Consider the following 19,355-nt stretch of genomic DNA (forward strand, 5'->3'; position numbering starts at 1 on the left):
AGTAAGGAGATGAAGTATGGTGTCTAAACAAGATGATATTTTGACAGTAGAACATGTTTTTCTTGAATCTGATTGTAAAACACAAGCAGAAGCTTTTCAAGAAATAGCAACTTCTGCTAAAAAATTAGGTTTTTTGAAAAAAAATATTAGTGAAAAATCACTAGTTAATAGTTTTCTACAAAGAGAAGGAGAAGGAACTACTGGTTTTGGTGATGGTGTTGCTGTGCCGCATGCCCGTAATGAAGATATTGTTAAATCAGGAATTTTTATTATGCGTTTTAAACAGCCAATTCCTTGGAAAGCACTAGATGAACAACCCGTTAAAGCAATAATTGCTTTAATTGTGCCACTAAAAAGTGCTGGTAATGAACACTTGGAAATTTTATCAAAAGTGGCACAAAGATTAACAAAACCGGAATTTCAATCAATATTATTTAATTCAAAAGATAAAAAAGCAATTATTCAATCACTAAATATTAATAATAAACCTAATGTTGAAACTAGTAGTAAAACTATTAGTGAAGATATGAAAGGTTCTTCAAAAAAAACTAAAAATATTATAGCAATTACTGCTTGTCCAGTTGGGGTAGCACATACTTATATTGCACAAGATAAATTAGAAATTGCTGCAAAAAATTTAGGCTATAATATTAAAGTTGAAACTCATGGTAGTATTGGTATTAAAGGTGCTTTTACAGCAACTGATATTGCCAATGCTGATTTAGTTATTATTGCAGTATCAGCCGGTGTTGCAGATTTAAAATTAGAACGTTTTAATAATAAACCATTATATAAAGTAGAAATTAGCCAAGCTATTAAAAATCCTGAAAGTATTGTTAATGATGCTTTTGCTAACGCAAAACCTTATGAAATAAACAAGTCAGAATCGGGACAAAAAGCGGAAAAAGAAAATAAATCAAATTATTTATTTACTACTGATAAACAAGGAATTATGAAACATATTATGGCTGGTGTTGGCTATATGGTTCCATTTGTTGTTTTTGGTGGAATTATGTTAGCATTATCAATTGGTATTGCTAAAGCAGTTTATGGTGCTGACTTTGATATTTCCAAGTTACCACACAATCATTTTCTTTATTTTATGAATCAAGCCGGAAGTATTGCTTTTACATTAATGATTCCAATTTTAGCTGGTTTTATCGCTAATTCAATTGCAGGACGTGCTGCCTTGGTTCCGGCAATGGTAAGTGCATATGTTGCTAATACAGCAGGATTAGTTTATCCAATTGCTGGTTTAGAGCCAAAGGTTTCTGCTGGATTTTTAGGAGCATTATTAATTGGTCCAAGTGTTGGATATTTAGTAAGATGAATTATTACTTGAAAAGTACCAAAGACTATTGCTCCAATTATGCCAATTTTCTTTATTCCTATTGTAGTAACATTTTTAATTAGTTTCACTTTTATTTATGCAATTGGAGCTCCAATTGGTTGAATAATGGAACAATTTCAAAATGGGTTAACCCACATGCCACGTGAAGCAATGGCAGCAATTGGAATGTTGCTAGGAGCAATGGTTGGATTTGATATGGGTGGTCCAATTAACAAAGTTGCTTTTTTAGCAGCTTCAACAACGATAACTGCTGATCCTAGTTCACAATTATTTATGGGAGCAGTAGCTGCAGCTATTCCTGTTGCACCACTTGGAATGGGTTTAACAACTTTGATTTTTCGTAAATTATTTAATGAAAGTGAACGTACATTAGGTTTAACAGCTATGTTAATGGGGTGTATTGGTATTTCTGAAGGTGCGATTCCTTTTGCAGTAAGAGATCCAAAACGTGCTATTATTAGTAATATTATTGGTAGTGCTGTTGCTGGTAGTATTGCTGGTACTTTCTTATTAACTGATGCTGCGGGTCATGGTGGTCCTATTGTTGCTATCTTAGGTGCAGTTAGTTCAGTTAATTATGTGCTTTGGGTAAGTATTCTTTTATTCTTTTTAGCCATTATTGTTGGAAGTATTGTTACTTGTTTAGTATATGGTGGATTATTAATTATTCAATCACGTAATATTAAGGTTTTTAAATTAATGAATGAAAGAATCATGAAAATATTTAATAGTAAAAAATCTAAATATAAAAATAGTAAAAATAAAGTTTAATTGAACAAATAATCAAAGTTTAGGAGAATGAATATGAATAATAGCACATCACAAATAATTTTTTTAAAACCTGCTTTTATTCGCAAATTATGAGGTAGTCAAAAATTAGCACACAAATTTAATTTTGATTTACCTAAAAATACACCAATTGGTGAAGCATGATTAGTTAGTGCTCATCCCAATGGAATGAGTTATGTTTTAAATGGCGAGTATAAGGGATTAAGTTTAGCAGAATTGTTTAAACAGCAACCCAGTTTATTTGCTAATCTTGATAGTTCAGGTAATGTGATTAATAAAGAATATCCGTTGTTAACAAAAATTTTAGACGCAAATGATAGTTTAAGCGTTCAAATTCACCCTGATGATAAATTCGCAGAAAAAAATCATCAATGTTTAGGAAAAACTGAATGTTGGTATATATTAGAATGTTTACCCAAAGGTAAAGTTATCTTGGGTCATAATGCTAAAACCAAAGATCAGTTTAATCAATGATTGGTAAAAGAACAATGACATAAACTATTAAAATATATTCCAATTAAAAAAGATCAATTTATTTATGTTCCTTCTCTAAAAATTCATGGCTTATTGGCACATACTATGGTTTTTGAACTACAACAATCATCAGATATTACATATCGTTTATATGATTATGGTCGTAAAGATGAACTTGGTAATTTACGAAATTTGCATTTGAAAGAAGCATCAACTATTGTTTTAGCTCCTGATTTAAATAGTAGTGAAGCTAATGGTCATGATAATTATTTAGTTGATAATAAGTTTTTTAAGTTAATTAAATTAATTAATGAGGGAATTAAGCATTATAGTTATCGTAATACTAGATGATTGCAAATCTCAGTATTGGATGGTAATGGTATAATTGATGATACTAGTATTAAAAAAGGTGACTCATTTATTTTACCAAATGGTTATACTGATTTTTGTTTAAGTGGAAACATGTTATTGATGGTTGCATATTGCTAATAAATAATTATTATAGTTTTTTTAATGCTTGTTCCAAATCATTTCATAAATCTTCAACATATTCAATACCTATTGAAAGACGAACAAGACCTTCTGAAATATTTGCATCTGCTAATTCTTGTGCATTATAAGTAGAATGTGTCATTGAAGCTGGATGTTCAATCAATGACTCAACTCCACCTAAAGAAACTGCCAAAATTATTAATTTTAAATTATTTAATAGTTTGATTCCTCCATCATATCCACATTTTAATTCGAAACTAATCATTGCTCCCGGTAATTTCATTTGTTGTTCATAAAGTACTTGTTCTGTTGCTGAATTAGTTAGTCCAGGATAAAATACTTTTTTAATCTTAGGATGTTCTTTTAATCTTGCTGCAATTATTCTTGCATTTTTGCAAGCTCTTCATAATCGTAATTCTAAAGTTGATAGTCCTCTTAAAACAAGAAAGGCATCATGAGGTGATAATACAGCTCCTGTTAAATCTTTTAATCCTTCAAAACGAATTTTATTTATTAAAGTACTTTTACCACAAACAATTCCGGCCATAACATCAGAATGACCATTAATATACTTTGTTGCTGAATGGATAACAATATCAGCACCAAAAATTAAAGGTTTAGTAATGATTGGTGTTGAAAAAGTATTATCAACAATTACTTGAATTTGTGGATTATATTGATGGACAATATCACTAATTGCTTTAATATCTAAAATTTCTAAAGTAGGATTAGCTGGTGTTTCGAAAAAAACAACTTTAGTATTTGGTTTTAATTTTTTTTTAATTTCATCAAGTTTAGTAAAATCAGCAAAATCAACTTCAATTTGAAAGCGTGATATTCCTTTTTCAATAAGTGAATGAGTACCACCATAAATTGTTTTTGATGATAATAAATTGTCAGTAGCATTCAATAATGTTCAAAAAGTAGATGCAATGGCCCCCATACCCGATGAGAAAGCAATTGCTTTTTCTGATCCTTCTAAATGTGCCATTCGTTTTTATAAAACAGTTGTTGTTGGATTACCAATTCTTGTATAAACATATCCTTCTTCTTGTAAATTAAATATCCTACCACCTTGTTCGGCACTATCAAAAGCAAAAGTTGTTGATAGATAAATAGGAGGTAGAGCGGCTCCAAATTTATCATTATAATTACCACAATGAACTAATTTAGTTGCAATGTGGTAATTATTTTTATTTTTTTTAATTTTTGTCATAATTATCTCCTTATAGATATAAATTTATTTTATTTTTATGTTATTTCCATTTAATTTCTATTTTAAAACTACCTTTTATATAAAATAAAGGTAGCAAGTTTTATTAAAGTATATAAATATCTTAGATTAATGTTAACAATCTTGTTTTAAAAAAGTAGTTATAATCTAATATTCAATTTTTATATGAAAATACTATAATATCTTTTTGTTATTTTATAGTAAATGTTTTTTTTAATAAAAAAGGTTACCTTTTTACTAGTAATCTTTAAATTAATAGTTTAAATTCAATACTTATGGATGGGTTAAACTTTATTGGACACTAATTACATAGACAAGTGAACAAAGAAAGGAACTATAATTATGGCCAATATTAACTCATATACCGATGAATTTAAAAAACAAATAGTAGCTTTATATCAAAGTGGCAAATCAGTATCTTGCCTTGTTAAAGAATATAATGTTACAAGAGCAGCTACTTACAATTGAATTAAGCAATTTACTAATTCAGGTAGTTTTAAAACTAAAGATAATCGTTCTGTTGAAGAAAATGAATTAATTAAATTAAGAAAAGAATTAATACAATTAAGAATGGAAAATGATATTTTAAAGCAAGCAGCACTAATAATAGGCAGAAAGTAGAGATTATTGCAAATAATAAATCTAAATATAAAATTCGGACAATGTGTCATTTTTTAAAAATCTCTAAATCAACATATTATTTTAATTTAAAGAAAAAAGAAAATAAAATCAAAAATAATATTTATGAACAAGCTGTTATTAGTGCTTTTAAAAAAAATAAAGAAGTTTATGGTACTAGAAGATTAAAAGTCATTCTAGAAAACCAAGAAATTTATTTATCAAGACGAAAAATTAAAGAAATTATGAATAAACATAATTTAATATCAAAATACACTAAATTATCATTCAAAAATTATCATAATAAAGTCAATGATAGTCAAATAACCAATCTTGTTAATAGAAACTTTAATAATAGAGTTAAAAATGAAGTTATTGTTAGTGATTTAACTTATGTTCAAGTAAATGGTAAGTGAAACTATATTTGTTTATTAATTGACCTATTTAACCGCGAAATAATTGGACATAGTGTAGGTACTAAAAAAGATGCATCATTAGTATATCAATCATTTATGCACTCAAATCGCTGTTTAAAAGATATTCAAATATTTCATAGTGATCGCGGTAATGAATTTAATAATAAAATTATTGATAAACTTTTACTAGCATTCAATATTAATCGCTCTTTAAGCAAAAAAGGTTGTCCTTATGATAACGCTGTTGCTGAAGCAACCTTTAAAACTTTCAAAACCGAATTTATTAATGATAAAAATTTTACATCATTAATCCAATTAAAATTAGAATTATTTGATTACATCAATTGATATAACAACATAAGAATTCACGGCACTTTAAACTACTTAACTCCAGTTAATTATCAAAAACAAATGTCTACCAAAAAATAGTCCTAAAAAGGGTTGCCATTCCATTATTATAGTTTTTATTAATTAATATAATTTTAGTTTATTATTGATATTTTATATAGATTAAGATTTATTTAGAATGTATTTTATTATTGTTTTAAGTATAAAATATTTAGAATTTTGAGAAAAGTGTGAAATTGTAGTAAGAATATTAAATTGGAAAGTGTAGTAATGTATCATTAAAAATGATATTAGTTCATTTTACTAATATCATTATTATATGAATAAAACTTTTTAAATTTTAAAGTTTCTTTTTCTAAATAAATCTTGATTTAATTTTATAGTTAAAAATTTATATATATTTAATTTTATAGTTAAAAATTTATATATGCAATAAAAAAATAAAATTAGAAAAATTATTTTAAATAAGCAATTGCTTCAATTTCAATTAATGCATCTTTGGGAATTCTAGCAACTTGAACTGCTGCTCTTGCTGGAGCGTGTGCACCAAATATTTCTCCATAAACTTTATTAATTTCAACAAAGTGATTTAAGTCTTTTAAGAAAATATTAACTTTTACAATATTATTTAAAGTAATATTAGCAGCTTCACAAATTGCTTTAATATTTAATAAACTTTCTTTAGTTTGTGAAGAAATGTCAGTGCCAATAAATTCACCTGTTTTACTATTAATTGGTAATTGCCCAGAAATATATAAAAAGTCACCTGCAATTATTGCTTGACTATATGGCCCAATGGCAGCAGGAGCATTAGGAGTATGAATAATATTTTTCATAGTTTATCACTCTTTCTAAAATTATTATGTTTTGCATCATTGAATATATTAGTAAAATGTAGCGTTATTTTTAAGTTATTTAGGTGATATTAAATAATTAATAGTAATATAAAATTAGCATCATTAATTATTAAAATTAGCATCATTAATTATTAAAACTTGAACAACTATAAATATATTTTACATGATTTTCTTTTCTTTTTTTTAATTAATTATTTTTCACTTTAATAATTTTTTTCATTTTAATTTTAATAAAATATGGCTTTTCTCCCTTTATGTACTATTTTAATTTTATCACATAAATGCTGAGAAAAGCCTTAAATTATTGGTTGTTTTTTGATAAATGCCAACAATCAAGGTTTTATTCACCAAGGATCTTCCTTGTTTTTTAAAACCCATATGTGAAAGATACATTTCATCAATTTGCACTGTACCTTCAACAATAAATTGAGGTTTTTGTGCAATACGTGTTCTGATTTTATGAGTCATTCTTCAAGCAGTTTTCAAAGTCACTCCCAATTCTTTTGCAATATCTGTTGATGGAATTCCATGTTTGGTGTTTATTCATCTAAAGATAAGATAAAACCAAGATGTTAAAGATGTTTGTGACCTTGAAAATATGGTGCCTGTAAGAATGCTAAATGTTTGATTACATTTTAAACATCTCATTCTTTTTAAATCAGAAGTATTCAAATTAAAACTAAAACACCTAATACATTTGTTTTCTTTCAAATTTGCTATATATGCAAGACATTGCTGTTCAGTTTGAAAAGCATTGTTGAATTCATTCAGTTTCATTATTCCCTCCACAAGTACATGTGGGGAGAAGTCCGTAAAATATTTATTTAATATTTTATTATCAGTATTGAAAATTAAATTTTATTTTTATTTTTTAACCTTTATAAGTGTAAAAAAATATTATTAAAGTAATTTTATCATTTTTTTAGAAAAAAAATACATTTTATGGTTCACTTTATAAAATGTTACTATATAATTTGATTACAGACCAGTAACATTTTTAAATTGGTTTGAAGATAACGTAGTTATAATAATATCTATAATAGACATTATAATTATAATTCTTAAAACATTAGGAGGAAATCTTTTATGGCAAAAAGTAATTCTAAAACAAAGACAGAAATTATTAAGATAGTGGCGCAAAAGTCTGACGTCACAATTGCCTTAGCGACTAATATTATTGATTTATTTTTTGAAGAGATAAAAGTTGAAGTTGCAAATGGTGGTAAAATTAATATACCAAAATTTGGAATATTTGAAACTATTATTCGTGAAGCAAGAACAGGTCGTAATCCCCAAACTGGTGAATCTATTGTAATTAGTGCTTCTAAAGCACCTAAATTTAAAGCTAGTTCTGAATTTAAAAAACATACTAATCAACAAACAGAAACTTTATTTTCTTAAATTAAAAATTTTAAAAAATCAAGATAAAATGGATATATAATTTCTAATTTATATCCATTTTGTTCTATTTTTTTATATGTCAGTGCTTTTTTTGAACTTTTAAAAATTTTAATTTTTCTCAAAAAACTAAGAAAAAGGCATTATGTTGTGAAAAATAAATAATAACAAAACTAATAGCATTAAGATAAAAAGCATTTTCTAAGTATTCAAGTTGATATTTTTTAAAATTATTTCATGGTAATGTTAAAGACTTAGTACTTTTTGCTTCAAAACACAAATATTTACCATGATAAACTCCATGATAATCAACATTACTTTTTTCTTTAAAAATTTTATTGTTTTGATATAAACTTGGTGGATTTTGTTTAAAAATTAGTGCTTGTTTTTCATTATTTATAATTTCAATAGTATAATTAATTATAGTTTCAAGAAACATTCCGCGGTTAGCATAAAACATTATTTTAATTCCCCCTTACATATAGAATATTACTAACTTTGGAATAGTTTTCCTTTTAATTAAAGGAGGTATAAATATGAATATTTGTAAAAAGGATATTATAGATAAAGAATTTACTGTTGATTATAAAGGCTATGATTCTAAAGAAGTAGATTTATTTCTTGATTTAGTAGCTACTAATTATGAAATACTAGAAGAATTTGTAAATAAACTAAAAAAGCAAAATGCAATTTTAGAAAATAATAATTACAAGTTACTTAAAGAAATTGATATTTTAAAAACACAAATTTTAGTTTTAAAACAAGAAAAACAAAAATTAGAAGAAAAAGGTGTAGAAAATGTTGATATTATTACGAGATTAAGCAAATTAGAAAGTATTGTACATGAAGAATAAATATGTTATAATTTTCTTCTAAAAGAATAAAAAATGAGCTAATCGCTGCATTAGTATGTAGAGGAAAGTCCACGCTCGCACTTTCTGTGATGAAAGTAATGTTTGTGTTAGAGAAAACGATAACTCTAAGCAGTAATTCTGACGGCTGACAAAAACCTAAGTTTTTTATTAAATAAGGTTCTAGTCTATAAAAGTGTCATAGAGACGAGTTTTAAGGAAACTTAAAAGCTGGAACGAGATAAACCCCACAAGCGAGAAACCCAAATTTAGGTAGGGGCATTGGTTTATTAGAAATGAATAATAAACCGAACTATTGTTTACAATAGTAGATAAATGGTTAGCACTTGCAAGAAGCAAGAACAGAACGTGGCTTATGATTTTTTTATTCTTTTTTTGTATTGTAAATTATTTGATTGAAGGTTTGAAAATGACTGAACTTTTAGTTTTATTAGATAAATTTAATTTTAGAATTAGTTGTTGTGAAAGTATTACTGGTGGACTTTTTGCTCAAGAGATTACTAGTATTGCTGGTGCTTCTAAATATTTTAGTGGTGGTTTTATAACGTATACTAATTAATCAAAAATCAATATTGTTAAAATTAAAAAAACAACCATTGAAAAATATGGTGTAATAAGTAAACAATGTGCTATAGAAATGGCTTTAAATACACAAAAAATTTTAAAAACAAATATTGCTATTAGTTTTACTGGAAATGCAGGACCTAATGCTATAGAAAATAAACCGGTTGGTTTAGTATATGTAGGTATTGTTATCAATGATAATGTTTGATGTGAAGTGTTAAATATTTCAGGTAATAGAAACGAAATTAGATCAACTATAGTAGCAAAAGCAGTAGTTATTTTAAAAAAAATTTTATTAAGTTTTTAAAATTTAAAAAGGAATTATCTTACAGAGTTATTAATATTTTGTAGGGTGATTTTATGGAAATAAACATTAAAGAAAAAGAGCAATTATTAGAAAAGGCCATTAAGCAAATTGAAAAAGAATTTGGCAAAGGTGCTATTATGTTACTAAGTGATAGTGGTATTGGCGATATTGAAGTTATTAGTTCAGGAAGTATATTATTAGATGATATTTTAGGTGTTAAAGGTTTTCCAAAAGGTCGTATTATTGAAGTTTATGGACCAGAATCTGCAGGTAAAACTACATTAGCATTAATGGCTTTAGCAGAAGTTCAAAAACAAAATGGTAGAATAGCATTTATAGATGCTGAACATGCATTAGATCGTCAATATAGTCAAAAATTAGGTGTTGATATTAGTCGTTTATTAATTACACAACCAGATTCAGGAGAACAAGCATTAGAAATACTAGATATTCTTGTTAAATCAGAGGCTTTAGATATGATTGTTGTTGATTCAGTAGCTGCATTAGTTCCACAAATTGAACTTGATGGTGATATGAATGATCAAACAATTGGTGCTCAAGCGCGATTAATGTCTAAGGCATTACGAAAAATTAGTGGAAATATCGCAAAAACTAATTGTATTGTTTTATTTATTAATCAAATTCGAGAAAAAGTTGGTATTATATATGGTAATCCTGAAATAACACCCGGAGGAAAAGCATTACTTTTTTATAGTACAATTAGACTAGAATTACGTAAAGGTGAACAATTAATCAAAAGTAATCAAATAATTGGTCATAAAATAAAAATAAAAGTTGTAAAAAATAAAGTAGCACCACCATTTAAAACAACAAGTCTTGATTTTTGTTTTGAAGAAGGATTTTCAAAAATTAGTGAAATCATTACAATTGCTGTTGAGAAAGAAGTTATTAATAAATCTAGTGGCTGATACACTTATGAAGATGTAAAATTAGGACAAGGAAAAATAAAAGCAAAAGAAAGTTTAGAAGCAAATACTTTTCTTTTAGAACAAATTAAGGAACGAATCAAGTTTTAAATATTAATATTTAAAACATGCTAAAATTAATGTAGGATTATTATCCTACTTATTTGTGTGTAGATATTAAAGAAGAAAAATATAAAATTTTAATTTTATTTAATTTTTTGAGTGTAATGATTCTTTTTCTTGTAGGTGTTTTACAGCAAGGAGAGAAATATAAATGGAAAAAAATATGTTAGCTATATTATCAAATATAAGTAGTCAACAGTTTGGAATGTGAGTAGGTATATCAATTTTTCTAGCAATGATAGTAGGGATAATTACTGGATTTCTAATTAGAAAAATGTATTTAAAAATTAAAGAACAACAAAGTTTTATTAATATTTTAAAGAGAAAAAAAGAATCTCAAAAATTAATTCAATCCTCAAGAGCCGATGCAAAAATTGAAATAAGTAAAATGAAAAAAGATTTGTATTTAGAGATTGAATATCGTAAAGAACAAAATTTAGAATATGAGAAACTTTTAAATAAAAGAGAACGCAAATTAAGTGAACGTGAAGAAATAATTGAAACACAAACACAAAATCTTTATCATCAACGTGAAATTGTAAAAAATGTTAAATTAGAATATCATCAAAAAATTGATCAAATTATTATGGAATTAGAAAAAATTTCTGGTATGAGTCGAAATGAAGCAAAAGATGAATTGTTTAGTAAATTAAAAGAAAAATTATCATTAGAATTTAATAAAATTATTAAAAATCATGAATATAATATTAAACTTCAATCTAAAGAGTTAGCCAATAATATTGTTAGTGAAGCAATAGAACGTTATGCAAGTAATTTTATTGTTGATAAGTCAGTATCATACGTTAAGTTGCCTAATGAAGAAATGAAAGGCAGAATTATTGGTAAAGAGGGTAGAAATATTAAATCTTTTGAGTTAACAGCAGGTGTAGATATTATCATTGATGATACGCCAGAAACAATTCAAATTTCTTCATTTAATCCGATCAGAAGAGAAATTGCAACTAGAGCTTTAGAAGATTTAGTTAAAGATGGAAGAATTCATCCAATTAGAATTGAAGAAATCTTGAGATTTCATGAGCAGGAATTAAATGAAGGTTTTAAAGTTGATGGTAAAAAAATTATTGATGAGTTAAAATTAACTGGTTTTGAACCAGAGTTAGTATCTTATATTGGAAGATTAAAATATCGTACAAGTTATGGTCAAAATATTTTATTGCATTCCTTTGAAGTTGCCAAACTTGCAGGAGCAATGGCAGCTGAATTGGGTTTAGATGTTAATATTGCAAAACGTTCTGGTTTATTACATGATATTGGTAAAGCCGCTGATTATGAATTAGAAGGTTCACATGTTTATAATGGTGTGATTTTAGCAAAAAAATATGGTGAAAGTGATATTATTATTAATGCTATTCATTCTCATCATGGTGATGTTGCAAAAGATAATGTTTATTCTTCTTTAGTTTCAGCTGCTGATACATTATCAGCAGCTAGACCTGGTTCAAGAAATAATTCATTAGAAGAATTTATAACTAGAATTAAAGAAATTGAAGATTTGTGTAAATCTGTTAAAGGCGTAGAAAAAGCATATGCTGTTCAGGCCGGAAGACAAATTAGAGTTATTGTTGATCCTAAAGTTATTAATGATTTTGATGCTCATATATTAGCAAGAAACTTAAAACAAAAATTAGAACAAATGATTACAATACCAGGCGATATTCATATTACTGTTATTCGTGAAGTAAGAGCAATAGAATTAATTAATTAAAAAATTAATTAATTGTTTTTTAGAGAACCCTTAGGTTCTCTTTTAACTTTATAAAATATATAATTTGTTAATTCAAATATTTATTTTTTCATTATTATTTTAGTGTTAAAATAATATAGTCTTAAAAATAGAGGAGAATATAAATATGAGTTTTGCTGACATTATGTCAAAAAAAGTACAAAAAACATTAGAAAAAAATTTAAGTAAAAAAACTTTAACCATGGAAAATATGGAAGCAACAATTAAAGAATTCAGATGAATTTTGTTAGAGGCTGATGTTAATTTTAGGGTGGTTAAAACTTTAACTAATGAAATTATTAATAAAGCAAAAGGTGAATTTATTAAAGAAGGCTTAGATCAAAAAGAAATGTTAATTAAAATTATTCATGATGAATTAACAAAGATTATGGGTACTAAGAATGTTGAATTAGATTTATCTACTAATCCTACTGTTATTATGATAGTTGGTTTACAAGGTTCTGGTAAAACAACAACAATATCTAAACTAGCAAAGTTGTTAACAGATAAATATCAAAAAAAATGTTTACTAGTTGCAGGAGATATTTATCGTCCAGCTGCTGTTGAACAATTAAAAGTTTTAGGAAAACAATTGAATATTGAAGTTTTTTCCCAAAAAAATGAAACCCCTACTAATATTGTTAAAAATGCTCAAATATATGCTAATAAAAATAAGTTTGATGTAATATTAATTGATACAGCTGGAAGATTACACATTGATGAAAAATTAATGCAAGAACTAGCAGAAATAAGAAAAATTACTTCACCAAAAGAAGTTTTACTTGTTTGTGATGGTATGGCAGGACAAGATATAATTAATGTTGCTATTGAGTTTAATAATACTATTCCTATTACTGGAAGCATAATCACTAAATTAGATGGTACTGCTAAGGGTGGTTCAGCTCTTTCAATTTCTTATTTAACAAAGATTCCTGTTAAGTTCTTAGGAATGGGTGAAAAGGTAACTGATTTAGAGGTTTTTTATCCAGAAAGAATGGCAGAACGTATTTTAGGAATGGGTGATCTTACTACATTAATGGAGAAGGCCGAAAGTATAGTTTCAACTCGTGATGTTGAAGAAACTATGAATAGAATGATGTTAGGTCAATTTGATTTGAATGACCTTGTTAATCAAATGAAGCAAATTCAAAAAATGGGTAAATTGGGATCACTGGTAAAAATGATTCCTGGTATGTCTGCTAAAATTAGTGATGCTAAAATTAGTGATGCTGAAACTGATTTAAAAATAGCAGAATATATTATTGCTTCAACAACTGCTCAAGAACGTGAAAAGCCACAAATTTTACGTTATCCAACTAGAAAAGCAAGAGTATTAAAAGGCTCAGGTCGTTCAGAAAAAGAATTAAATAAAGTTTTAAACCAATTTGAAAAAACTAAAAAAGTTATGGATCAAATTGCTGGTCAGATTAAAAAAGGAGAAATGCCAAATATTCCAGGATTAGATAAGTTAATAAAAAGTTAGAAAAATAAAAAAAATTTGTTATTTTTTGTTAATTTGTTAAAATTTATTTAACTCAAGAAATGTATAAAACTTTGATTTCTTGAGTTTTTATAGATATTATTTTATTAAAATTTTTTTAAATTTTCTTCTTTGTTTTTAAAAATTTAATTTATTTTTTAAAGTAAAACTAGATTTTAAAAAGAAAATAGTTTTTAAATAGTGGGTTATTTTGAATTAAAAATATAACAAAAATTTATTTTTTCTTTTTCAGTTGCTTAATAATATTTAGGGAACAAGATAACTTTGAATTGTGTTTAGTAAACAAATTAAATTCAGTTAGGAGACAATGATTATGAAAGATACGTATACATCTGTTCGATTAGCTCAAAAGCCACAAAATTCTTTTGCTTGCTATCGATGTGGTAGAGTAATTTTGATAGCTGATTACTTAGAAGGAATAAATATTCAAGTTAATTGCAGTCGTTGTGGCTTTAAGAAGCGTGTTAATAGTATAAAGATAGAGAAAATAAACAGTAAACCAAATTCAGCGCTAAATTCTAATGAAATTTCAAAAGAAAAGATAAATGAAATTTTTAATTCCTAAAACTATTAAATTTGTAAAATTACAAATTTGGAGAAGTGTTGGTTTAATTGATTTATTAATTATTTTAATGGTAGTTGGATTTGCTTCAATTATTATTTTATTGTTGCAAATTGATATTATTTTTAAAATATTAGCTGTTATTTTAGTTGGTTGTGCTACTATTCCGCTTACTTTTTATTGACAGCCAAGAAAAAAAGGATGAGAAATTATTTTATTATGATTTAAATTTCATAGTAAAAATCGTTATTATAAATCTGAAAAAAATTCACAAATATTAGTACCATTTAAAAAAATTATTAGTAAGAATGTGATTCAATTAAATGTGAAAAATACAAATTATACTAGAGCTTTATTATTGGAGGGTTTTAATATTACATTATTATCTAATGAAGAAGCCTCAAATAAAATTAAAGATTTAGCTGCAGCTTTTAAAATTATTAATATTTCTATGTCTTTAATAAAGATTGATATGCCTTTAGATATAACTGTACAAACTAATTTTTATAAAGAACAACTCGAAAAAATTGATTTAGAAAATATTAGTGAAAAAGCAAAATTAGCAAGAAAATTTCAAATGATATCAGCAATTAATGCTAATAATGAAATTCAAAATCAAAATGAAATGACGCAACCATTTTTTTACTTATTTTTTTATTCATCAAATCAAGAAAAATTAAAAGAAGAAGTAAATGCTTTTAAAAATTATATCAGTCGTAGTGGTGTTAAAGCTAGTGATATTAATTGTTTTGAAATGATGGTTGTTTATAGTAAATTAATAAATTCTAATGAAAATGCTTCCTTAGAAGAAATGTTTACTACAAAAAAAGAAGAAACTGTTAAAAGTAAAGATTTAACTAATGATTTGGCGATTAAAGAATTATTAGTTCATAAGAATAATTTAGAATTTGCTAATTGTTTTCAAACTGTTTATAACATATATGATTATCCATTTGAAGTTTCAGCAGTCTGATTAGCAAATTTAGTAAATATTCCTAATACTAGTTTAATCTTTACTTTTAATAGTATCAGTGAAGAAAGTGCTAAAAAACAATTGAATAAAGCTATGCAAAATTTAGCAACTTTAAATTTTATGACAAAATCATTATCAGAACGAAGAGATTATGATTATCATTATCAATCATTAAATGAATTATTAGATCAAATTGCTGGTGGTGGTGAAAAAATATTTAATACTAATATGTATTTGTTAATTAATGGTGCTGATCGTAAGCAACTTAAACAAAATATTAGTACTGCCGAATACGAAATAAAAAATAATAATATGAAGTTTGATAAATTATATTATCGTCAATTAGAAGCTTTTTTATCAGTAATGCCAGATAGTGCTGATTGATTTAAAGAAACAGGTCACGAAATGCCATGTTTAACAATAGGTGCTAGTTTTCCTTTTTTAAATCAAGAATTAAATGATAAACAAGGATTATTTCTTGGATTTAATGAAAGTGGTAATAAAGTATTTTTTGATCAAAGAACTAAAAGTAGTACTCGTAAAAATCATAATCAACTAATTATTGGTACTAGTGGTTCAGGAAAATCTTATACTTCTAAAAAAGAAGTAAATTATCAAATTATGCTTGGTCATAAAGTAATTGTTATTGATCCTGAACGTGAATATCGCGATTTATGTAATTATCATGATGGAAGTTGAATTGATGTTGGTGATGGTTCTTCTGGCAATATTAATCCATTTCAAATTAGATTGGCACTGAGTGATGATAATACTAATGATAATAATACTCGTGATATTTTAGCACCACATATGCAATTCTTAGAACAATTTTTAAACGTTGCTACTGGTGGATTAACGAGAAATGAATCAAGTTTATTAATGATTTATGTAAATTTAATGTATGAAAAATTTGGTATTACTTCTCGAACAAAAATTCATTTATTAAAACCAAATCAATTTCCAATTTTTCAAGATTTATATGATATTATTGAATCTGATATGGTTAAAGAAGAAGAGATTAGAAGTAAAAATGAATTAAAAAATTTACTAATTATATTATCAAGATTTGCAACTGGTGGTACTGATGCTAATTTATGAAATGCTCATACTAATATTAATAGCAGTAGTTTATTACAAGTTTATGATTTATATACTTTAACGCAATCAGGGAATAAACGTTTAGTTAACGCTCAAATGTTTTTAATTTTGAAATATATTGAAAATGAAGTACGAAAGAATAAAAATGATAATGAAATTAATAATAAACAACAATGAATTTCAATTACTATTGATGAAGCCCATTTACTTATTGATAAAGAATTTCCAGCAGCATTATTATTTATGTATCAAATTGTTAAGAGAATTCGTAAGTATACAGGTATGATAAATATTATTACACAAAATATTAACGATTTTCTTGGTTCTGAAGAAATTAAAAAATATACTACTGCTATTATTAACTCAAGTCAATATTTAAAAGTATTAAACTTACAACCTCATGATTTAGCAGCATTAAATGAATTGTATTCTTCATATGGTGGCATTTCTGCTAATGAAACTGATTTTATTGCTCGTGCTAAAGTTGGTGAATGTCTTTTTGCTATTTCTAGTTTATATCGTATGTGTTTAAATATTAATGTTAGTGATGCTGAAAAACAAGCAATTAAAAATATAAAAAATAAAGAAATTGAAAATTAGTATATTTTTTATACATTATCGATTTCATCAATAATTGTTAATTTATTTTTAAATTAAATAAAGATACTTTCATATTAATAAAACTTATAAGTTTTATTAATATGATTTTATTTAAATAATAAATTTTATAAAATAATAAAAAATAAGTTGATAAAATTGAAAATTTTTATTTACTTTATTTTAAAACCAACTATAATTAATGTGTATCAACATTATTTATAACATATGAATTTGACTGTAAGTCCTAATTTATCTCTTTAAGGAGTAAAATAGGTCTTATTATATTATTATATAAATTCATGCTTTATAAACAATTTTGATTAGTAAATAATTTTATTTTTTTATTATTTAAGGAGAAAAAACTTATGATTTTTAATTATCTATCAGATGGACCTGATATAAATAAAATCATTGATGTAGCAAAACCTTATGTTTCGGCACTTGCAGGATTGCTAATTGCTGCTTTAATTGCATTTAGTGTTTTTAAAATAATTATATTGGCAAAAGATTTAGCGGCTGCTGGTGATGATCCACAACGTAGAAGTGAGATTAAAAAAGCGTTTATGTATACATTAATTGCACCAATTATTGGTATTACTGCATCAGCAATAATAATTGCTCTTGTGCAAGCCTTTGGTGGTAATCCAAATATTCTTCCTACTAACTAAAGAAAGTTATATATTAACTTGATATTAAGTTATGAAGAGAAAAGAGATGAAAATATGGATTGACTAACAGATATTATACTAGGAGCTTTATTATTTATACCTTGACTTATTTTCATTCAAGGACCATTATATTTAATTGACATTTTATTGAGATCACCTAATCATGGTCATGGCGGCATATTTGATTATTTAACAACTGATGCGATAACTAATTTAGTTTTTGGAGATTTTACTAAAGACCCACTTAATAGTAAAAATTTACCAGTATTTTTTTCAGCATTAGCAATTGTTTCAATTGGCGTAATACTTATTATGTTTATTATGCAATTAATTATTATCCAATTTACTGAAACACATACAATTAGAGAAAAATTAGGTAAGGCTATAAAAAATACATTTTTAGCTTTTTTAGTAATTGTTTTCATTCCATTTTTTATGAGTACTATAAATTATTTAATAACAGGATTATTGGCAGTTTTACAAATTACAGCTTTAGGAAAAAATGCTAGTTTAGCTGATTTATTATGAGGTATTGGTGCACCCGATGCTAATGCTGCTCAGCATGATCCTGGTGTTTATTCAATGCCATCTATTTCTCAATTAAAACATTGAAACTTTATTCTTGAAATTATTGCGGTGTGATTTACTTTATATGTATTATTTGTTGCATCAATGACATTGGTTGAAAGAATTATTGATTTATTACTTTTATTTTCAATATCACCAATTGTTGCTTCTATGATGCCTGTTGATCAAGGAAAAAGATTGGGTGTTTGAAAAGAAATGGTAATAGGTAAGTTTATTATTGGTCCAGGAACGATGTTACCTATTTATATATTCCTTGAAATATTACCAAAAGCAATAGTAGATATTACTAATAATACTAATTTTAGTTGACTTGAAAAACAAGTTTTATATACATTATTTTGTACAGCCGGTGCTATTAGTTGTTTAAGAACTCAAAAAATTATTAATCACTTAGTAACACAAAACTTAGGTGTACAAAGTGCTATTGATTCTAATGGAGCAGCTATTGCTGGAAATATTATGGGTAAAGCTCGGACTTTTGCTAGCCTTGCAGCCGGTGGTGCTGGTGCATTAAAACTTGGAAAACAAATTGCATTTGGTGGTGCTAAAGATGGAAGAAATCCTGATGGTAGCGAAAAGAAAGCAAATGGACTATTAAAAAATGGTATCGCGGGTTATTTAGGTAAAGGTACTAAAGGAGTTGCTAAAGGAATTGGTAAATTTCAAAATTCTAATGATCATGGTACTAAATGACAAGATACAAAAAATAATTTAAAAAGTCCTTTCGTTGGATTAAAAAATATGGCTAATGCTGCTTTTAAGCAACCTGTTGTAAATTTAAATAATATTAGAAAGAATGCAAGAAGAGGAGATTCTGATGAATAAAAAAGTAAAATATTAAAATCTTGGAGA

General features: G+C 25.9%; 16 protein-coding genes, 1 other RNA gene and 2 pseudogenes. 15 read left to right on the forward strand and 4 right to left on the reverse strand.

All coding sequences use genetic code 4. The features are described 5' to 3' along the window. The first annotated feature begins 16 nt into the window (after positions 1-16). Together AACL02_RS03210 and AACL02_RS03215 are read left to right on the forward strand one after the other, a co-directional pair. A complete protein-coding gene (locus AACL02_RS03210; RefSeq protein ID WP_339042772.1) occupies positions 17-2,122 on the forward strand; it encodes a fructose-specific PTS transporter subunit EIIC in 2,106 nt (701 codons plus the stop codon). 33 nt (positions 2,123-2,155) lie between these two features. After that, positions 2,156-3,103, forward strand: coding sequence for a type I phosphomannose isomerase catalytic subunit (locus tag AACL02_RS03215; RefSeq protein WP_281749621.1), 948 nt, complete (start codon positions 2,156-2,158; stop codon positions 3,101-3,103). A 10-nt stretch (positions 3,104-3,113) separates the two neighbouring features. Here the strand turns inward: AACL02_RS03215 and AACL02_RS03220 are convergent. Beyond that, a pseudogene (locus tag AACL02_RS03220) lies at positions 3,114-4,322 on the reverse strand (trans-sulfuration enzyme family protein). A 360-nt stretch (positions 4,323-4,682) separates the two neighbouring features. Between AACL02_RS03220 and AACL02_RS03225 the strand changes: the two are divergent. Beyond that, positions 4,683-5,803 (forward strand): IS3 family transposase gene (locus tag AACL02_RS03225; protein WP_339042774.1). Its coding sequence is split into 2 segments (ribosomal slippage): positions 4,683-4,926 and positions 4,926-5,803, totalling 1,122 coding nucleotides; the frame shifts between segments, so codons are not numbered across the junction. 374 nt (positions 5,804-6,177) lie between these two features. On the opposite strand, the gene AACL02_RS03230 is transcribed toward AACL02_RS03225, so the two are convergent. Further along, positions 6,178-6,558, reverse strand: a complete 381-nt coding sequence (locus tag AACL02_RS03230; protein WP_339042775.1) for a RidA family protein — start codon at positions 6,556-6,558, stop codon at positions 6,178-6,180. Between the two features lie 291 nt (positions 6,559-6,849). Next, a complete protein-coding gene (locus AACL02_RS03235; protein ID WP_339042776.1) occupies positions 6,850-7,356 on the reverse strand; it encodes a hypothetical protein in 507 nt (168 codons plus the stop codon). Between AACL02_RS03235 and AACL02_RS03240 the strand changes: the two genes are divergently transcribed. Both AACL02_RS03240 and AACL02_RS03245 read left to right on the forward strand, forming a co-directional pair. Next, positions 7,337-7,483, forward strand: a complete 147-nt coding sequence (locus tag AACL02_RS03240) for a hypothetical protein (RefSeq protein ID WP_339042777.1) — start codon at positions 7,337-7,339, stop codon at positions 7,481-7,483. The two genes, AACL02_RS03235 and AACL02_RS03240, sit on opposite strands and share 20 nt — an antisense overlap. Positions 7,484-7,665: 182 nt before the next feature. Next, a complete protein-coding gene (locus AACL02_RS03245; RefSeq protein WP_339042778.1) occupies positions 7,666-7,980 on the forward strand; it encodes an HU family DNA-binding protein in 315 nt (104 codons plus the stop codon). Positions 7,981-8,044: 64 nt separating this feature from the next. Here AACL02_RS03245 and AACL02_RS03250 read toward each other — a convergent pair whose 3' ends face one another. After that, positions 8,045-8,437 carry a Holliday junction resolvase RecU gene (locus AACL02_RS03250; protein WP_339042779.1) on the reverse strand — a complete coding sequence of 131 codons (393 nt, stop codon included), beginning with the start codon at positions 8,435-8,437 and terminating at the stop codon, positions 8,045-8,047. A 76-nt stretch (positions 8,438-8,513) separates the two neighbouring features. Between AACL02_RS03250 and AACL02_RS03255 the strand changes: the two genes are divergently transcribed. The 10 genes and pseudogenes from AACL02_RS03255 to AACL02_RS03300 all read left to right on the forward strand — a co-directional run bounded on the left by AACL02_RS03255 (position 8,514) and on the right by AACL02_RS03300 (position 19,328). After that, the gene (locus AACL02_RS03255; RefSeq protein WP_281749393.1) at positions 8,514-8,831 is read left to right on the forward strand and encodes a DivIVA domain-containing protein; all 318 of its coding nucleotides are present in this window, start codon (positions 8,514-8,516) and stop codon (positions 8,829-8,831) included. A 29-nt stretch (positions 8,832-8,860) separates the two neighbouring features. Further along, an RNA gene (gene rnpB, locus AACL02_RS03260) (RNase P RNA component class B) lies at positions 8,861-9,210 on the forward strand. A gap of 48 nt (positions 9,211-9,258) precedes the next feature. Further along, positions 9,259-9,720 (forward strand): annotated as a pseudogene (locus tag AACL02_RS03265) (CinA family protein). Between the two features lie 53 nt (positions 9,721-9,773). Next, a complete protein-coding gene (gene recA / locus AACL02_RS03270) occupies positions 9,774-10,757 on the forward strand; it encodes a recombinase RecA (protein ID WP_339042780.1) in 984 nt (327 codons plus the stop codon). Positions 10,758-10,920: 163 nt separating this feature from the next. Continuing rightward, positions 10,921-12,495, forward strand: coding sequence for a ribonuclease Y (gene rny, locus AACL02_RS03275; protein WP_339042782.1), 1,575 nt, complete (start codon positions 10,921-10,923; stop codon positions 12,493-12,495). Positions 12,496-12,640: 145 nt separating this feature from the next. After that, positions 12,641-13,996 (forward strand): signal recognition particle protein, encoded by a 1,356-nt coding sequence (ffh, locus tag AACL02_RS03280; protein ID WP_339042783.1) that lies wholly within the window; start codon positions 12,641-12,643, stop codon positions 13,994-13,996. Between the two features lie 331 nt (positions 13,997-14,327). Next, positions 14,328-14,579: a hypothetical protein gene (locus AACL02_RS03285; RefSeq protein WP_174480064.1), complete on the forward strand. Its 252-nt coding sequence runs from the start codon at positions 14,328-14,330 to the stop codon at positions 14,577-14,579. Then, the gene (locus tag AACL02_RS03290) at positions 14,560-17,247 is read left to right on the forward strand and encodes an Mbov_0397 family ICE element conjugal transfer ATPase (protein ID WP_339042784.1); all 2,688 of its coding nucleotides are present in this window, start codon (positions 14,560-14,562) and stop codon (positions 17,245-17,247) included. The genes AACL02_RS03285 and AACL02_RS03290 overlap by 20 nt, the downstream gene beginning before the upstream one ends. A gap of 365 nt (positions 17,248-17,612) precedes the next feature. Then, positions 17,613-17,915 carry a hypothetical protein gene (locus AACL02_RS03295; protein ID WP_281749399.1) on the forward strand — a complete coding sequence of 101 codons (303 nt, stop codon included), beginning with the start codon at positions 17,613-17,615 and terminating at the stop codon, positions 17,913-17,915. Positions 17,916-17,933: 18 nt separating this feature from the next. Continuing rightward, positions 17,934-19,328: an Mbov_0396 family ICE element transmembrane protein gene (locus AACL02_RS03300; protein WP_339042785.1), complete on the forward strand. Its 1,395-nt coding sequence runs from the start codon at positions 17,934-17,936 to the stop codon at positions 19,326-19,328. The last annotated feature ends 27 nt before the right edge of the window (positions 19,329-19,355 follow it).

It is taken from the genome of Spiroplasma endosymbiont of Apeira syringaria, assembly GCF_964020205.1.
In the GTDB taxonomy this organism is placed as follows: domain Bacteria; phylum Bacillota_I; class Bacilli_A; order Mycoplasmatales; family VBWQ01; genus Spiroplasma_E; species Spiroplasma_E ixodetis_A.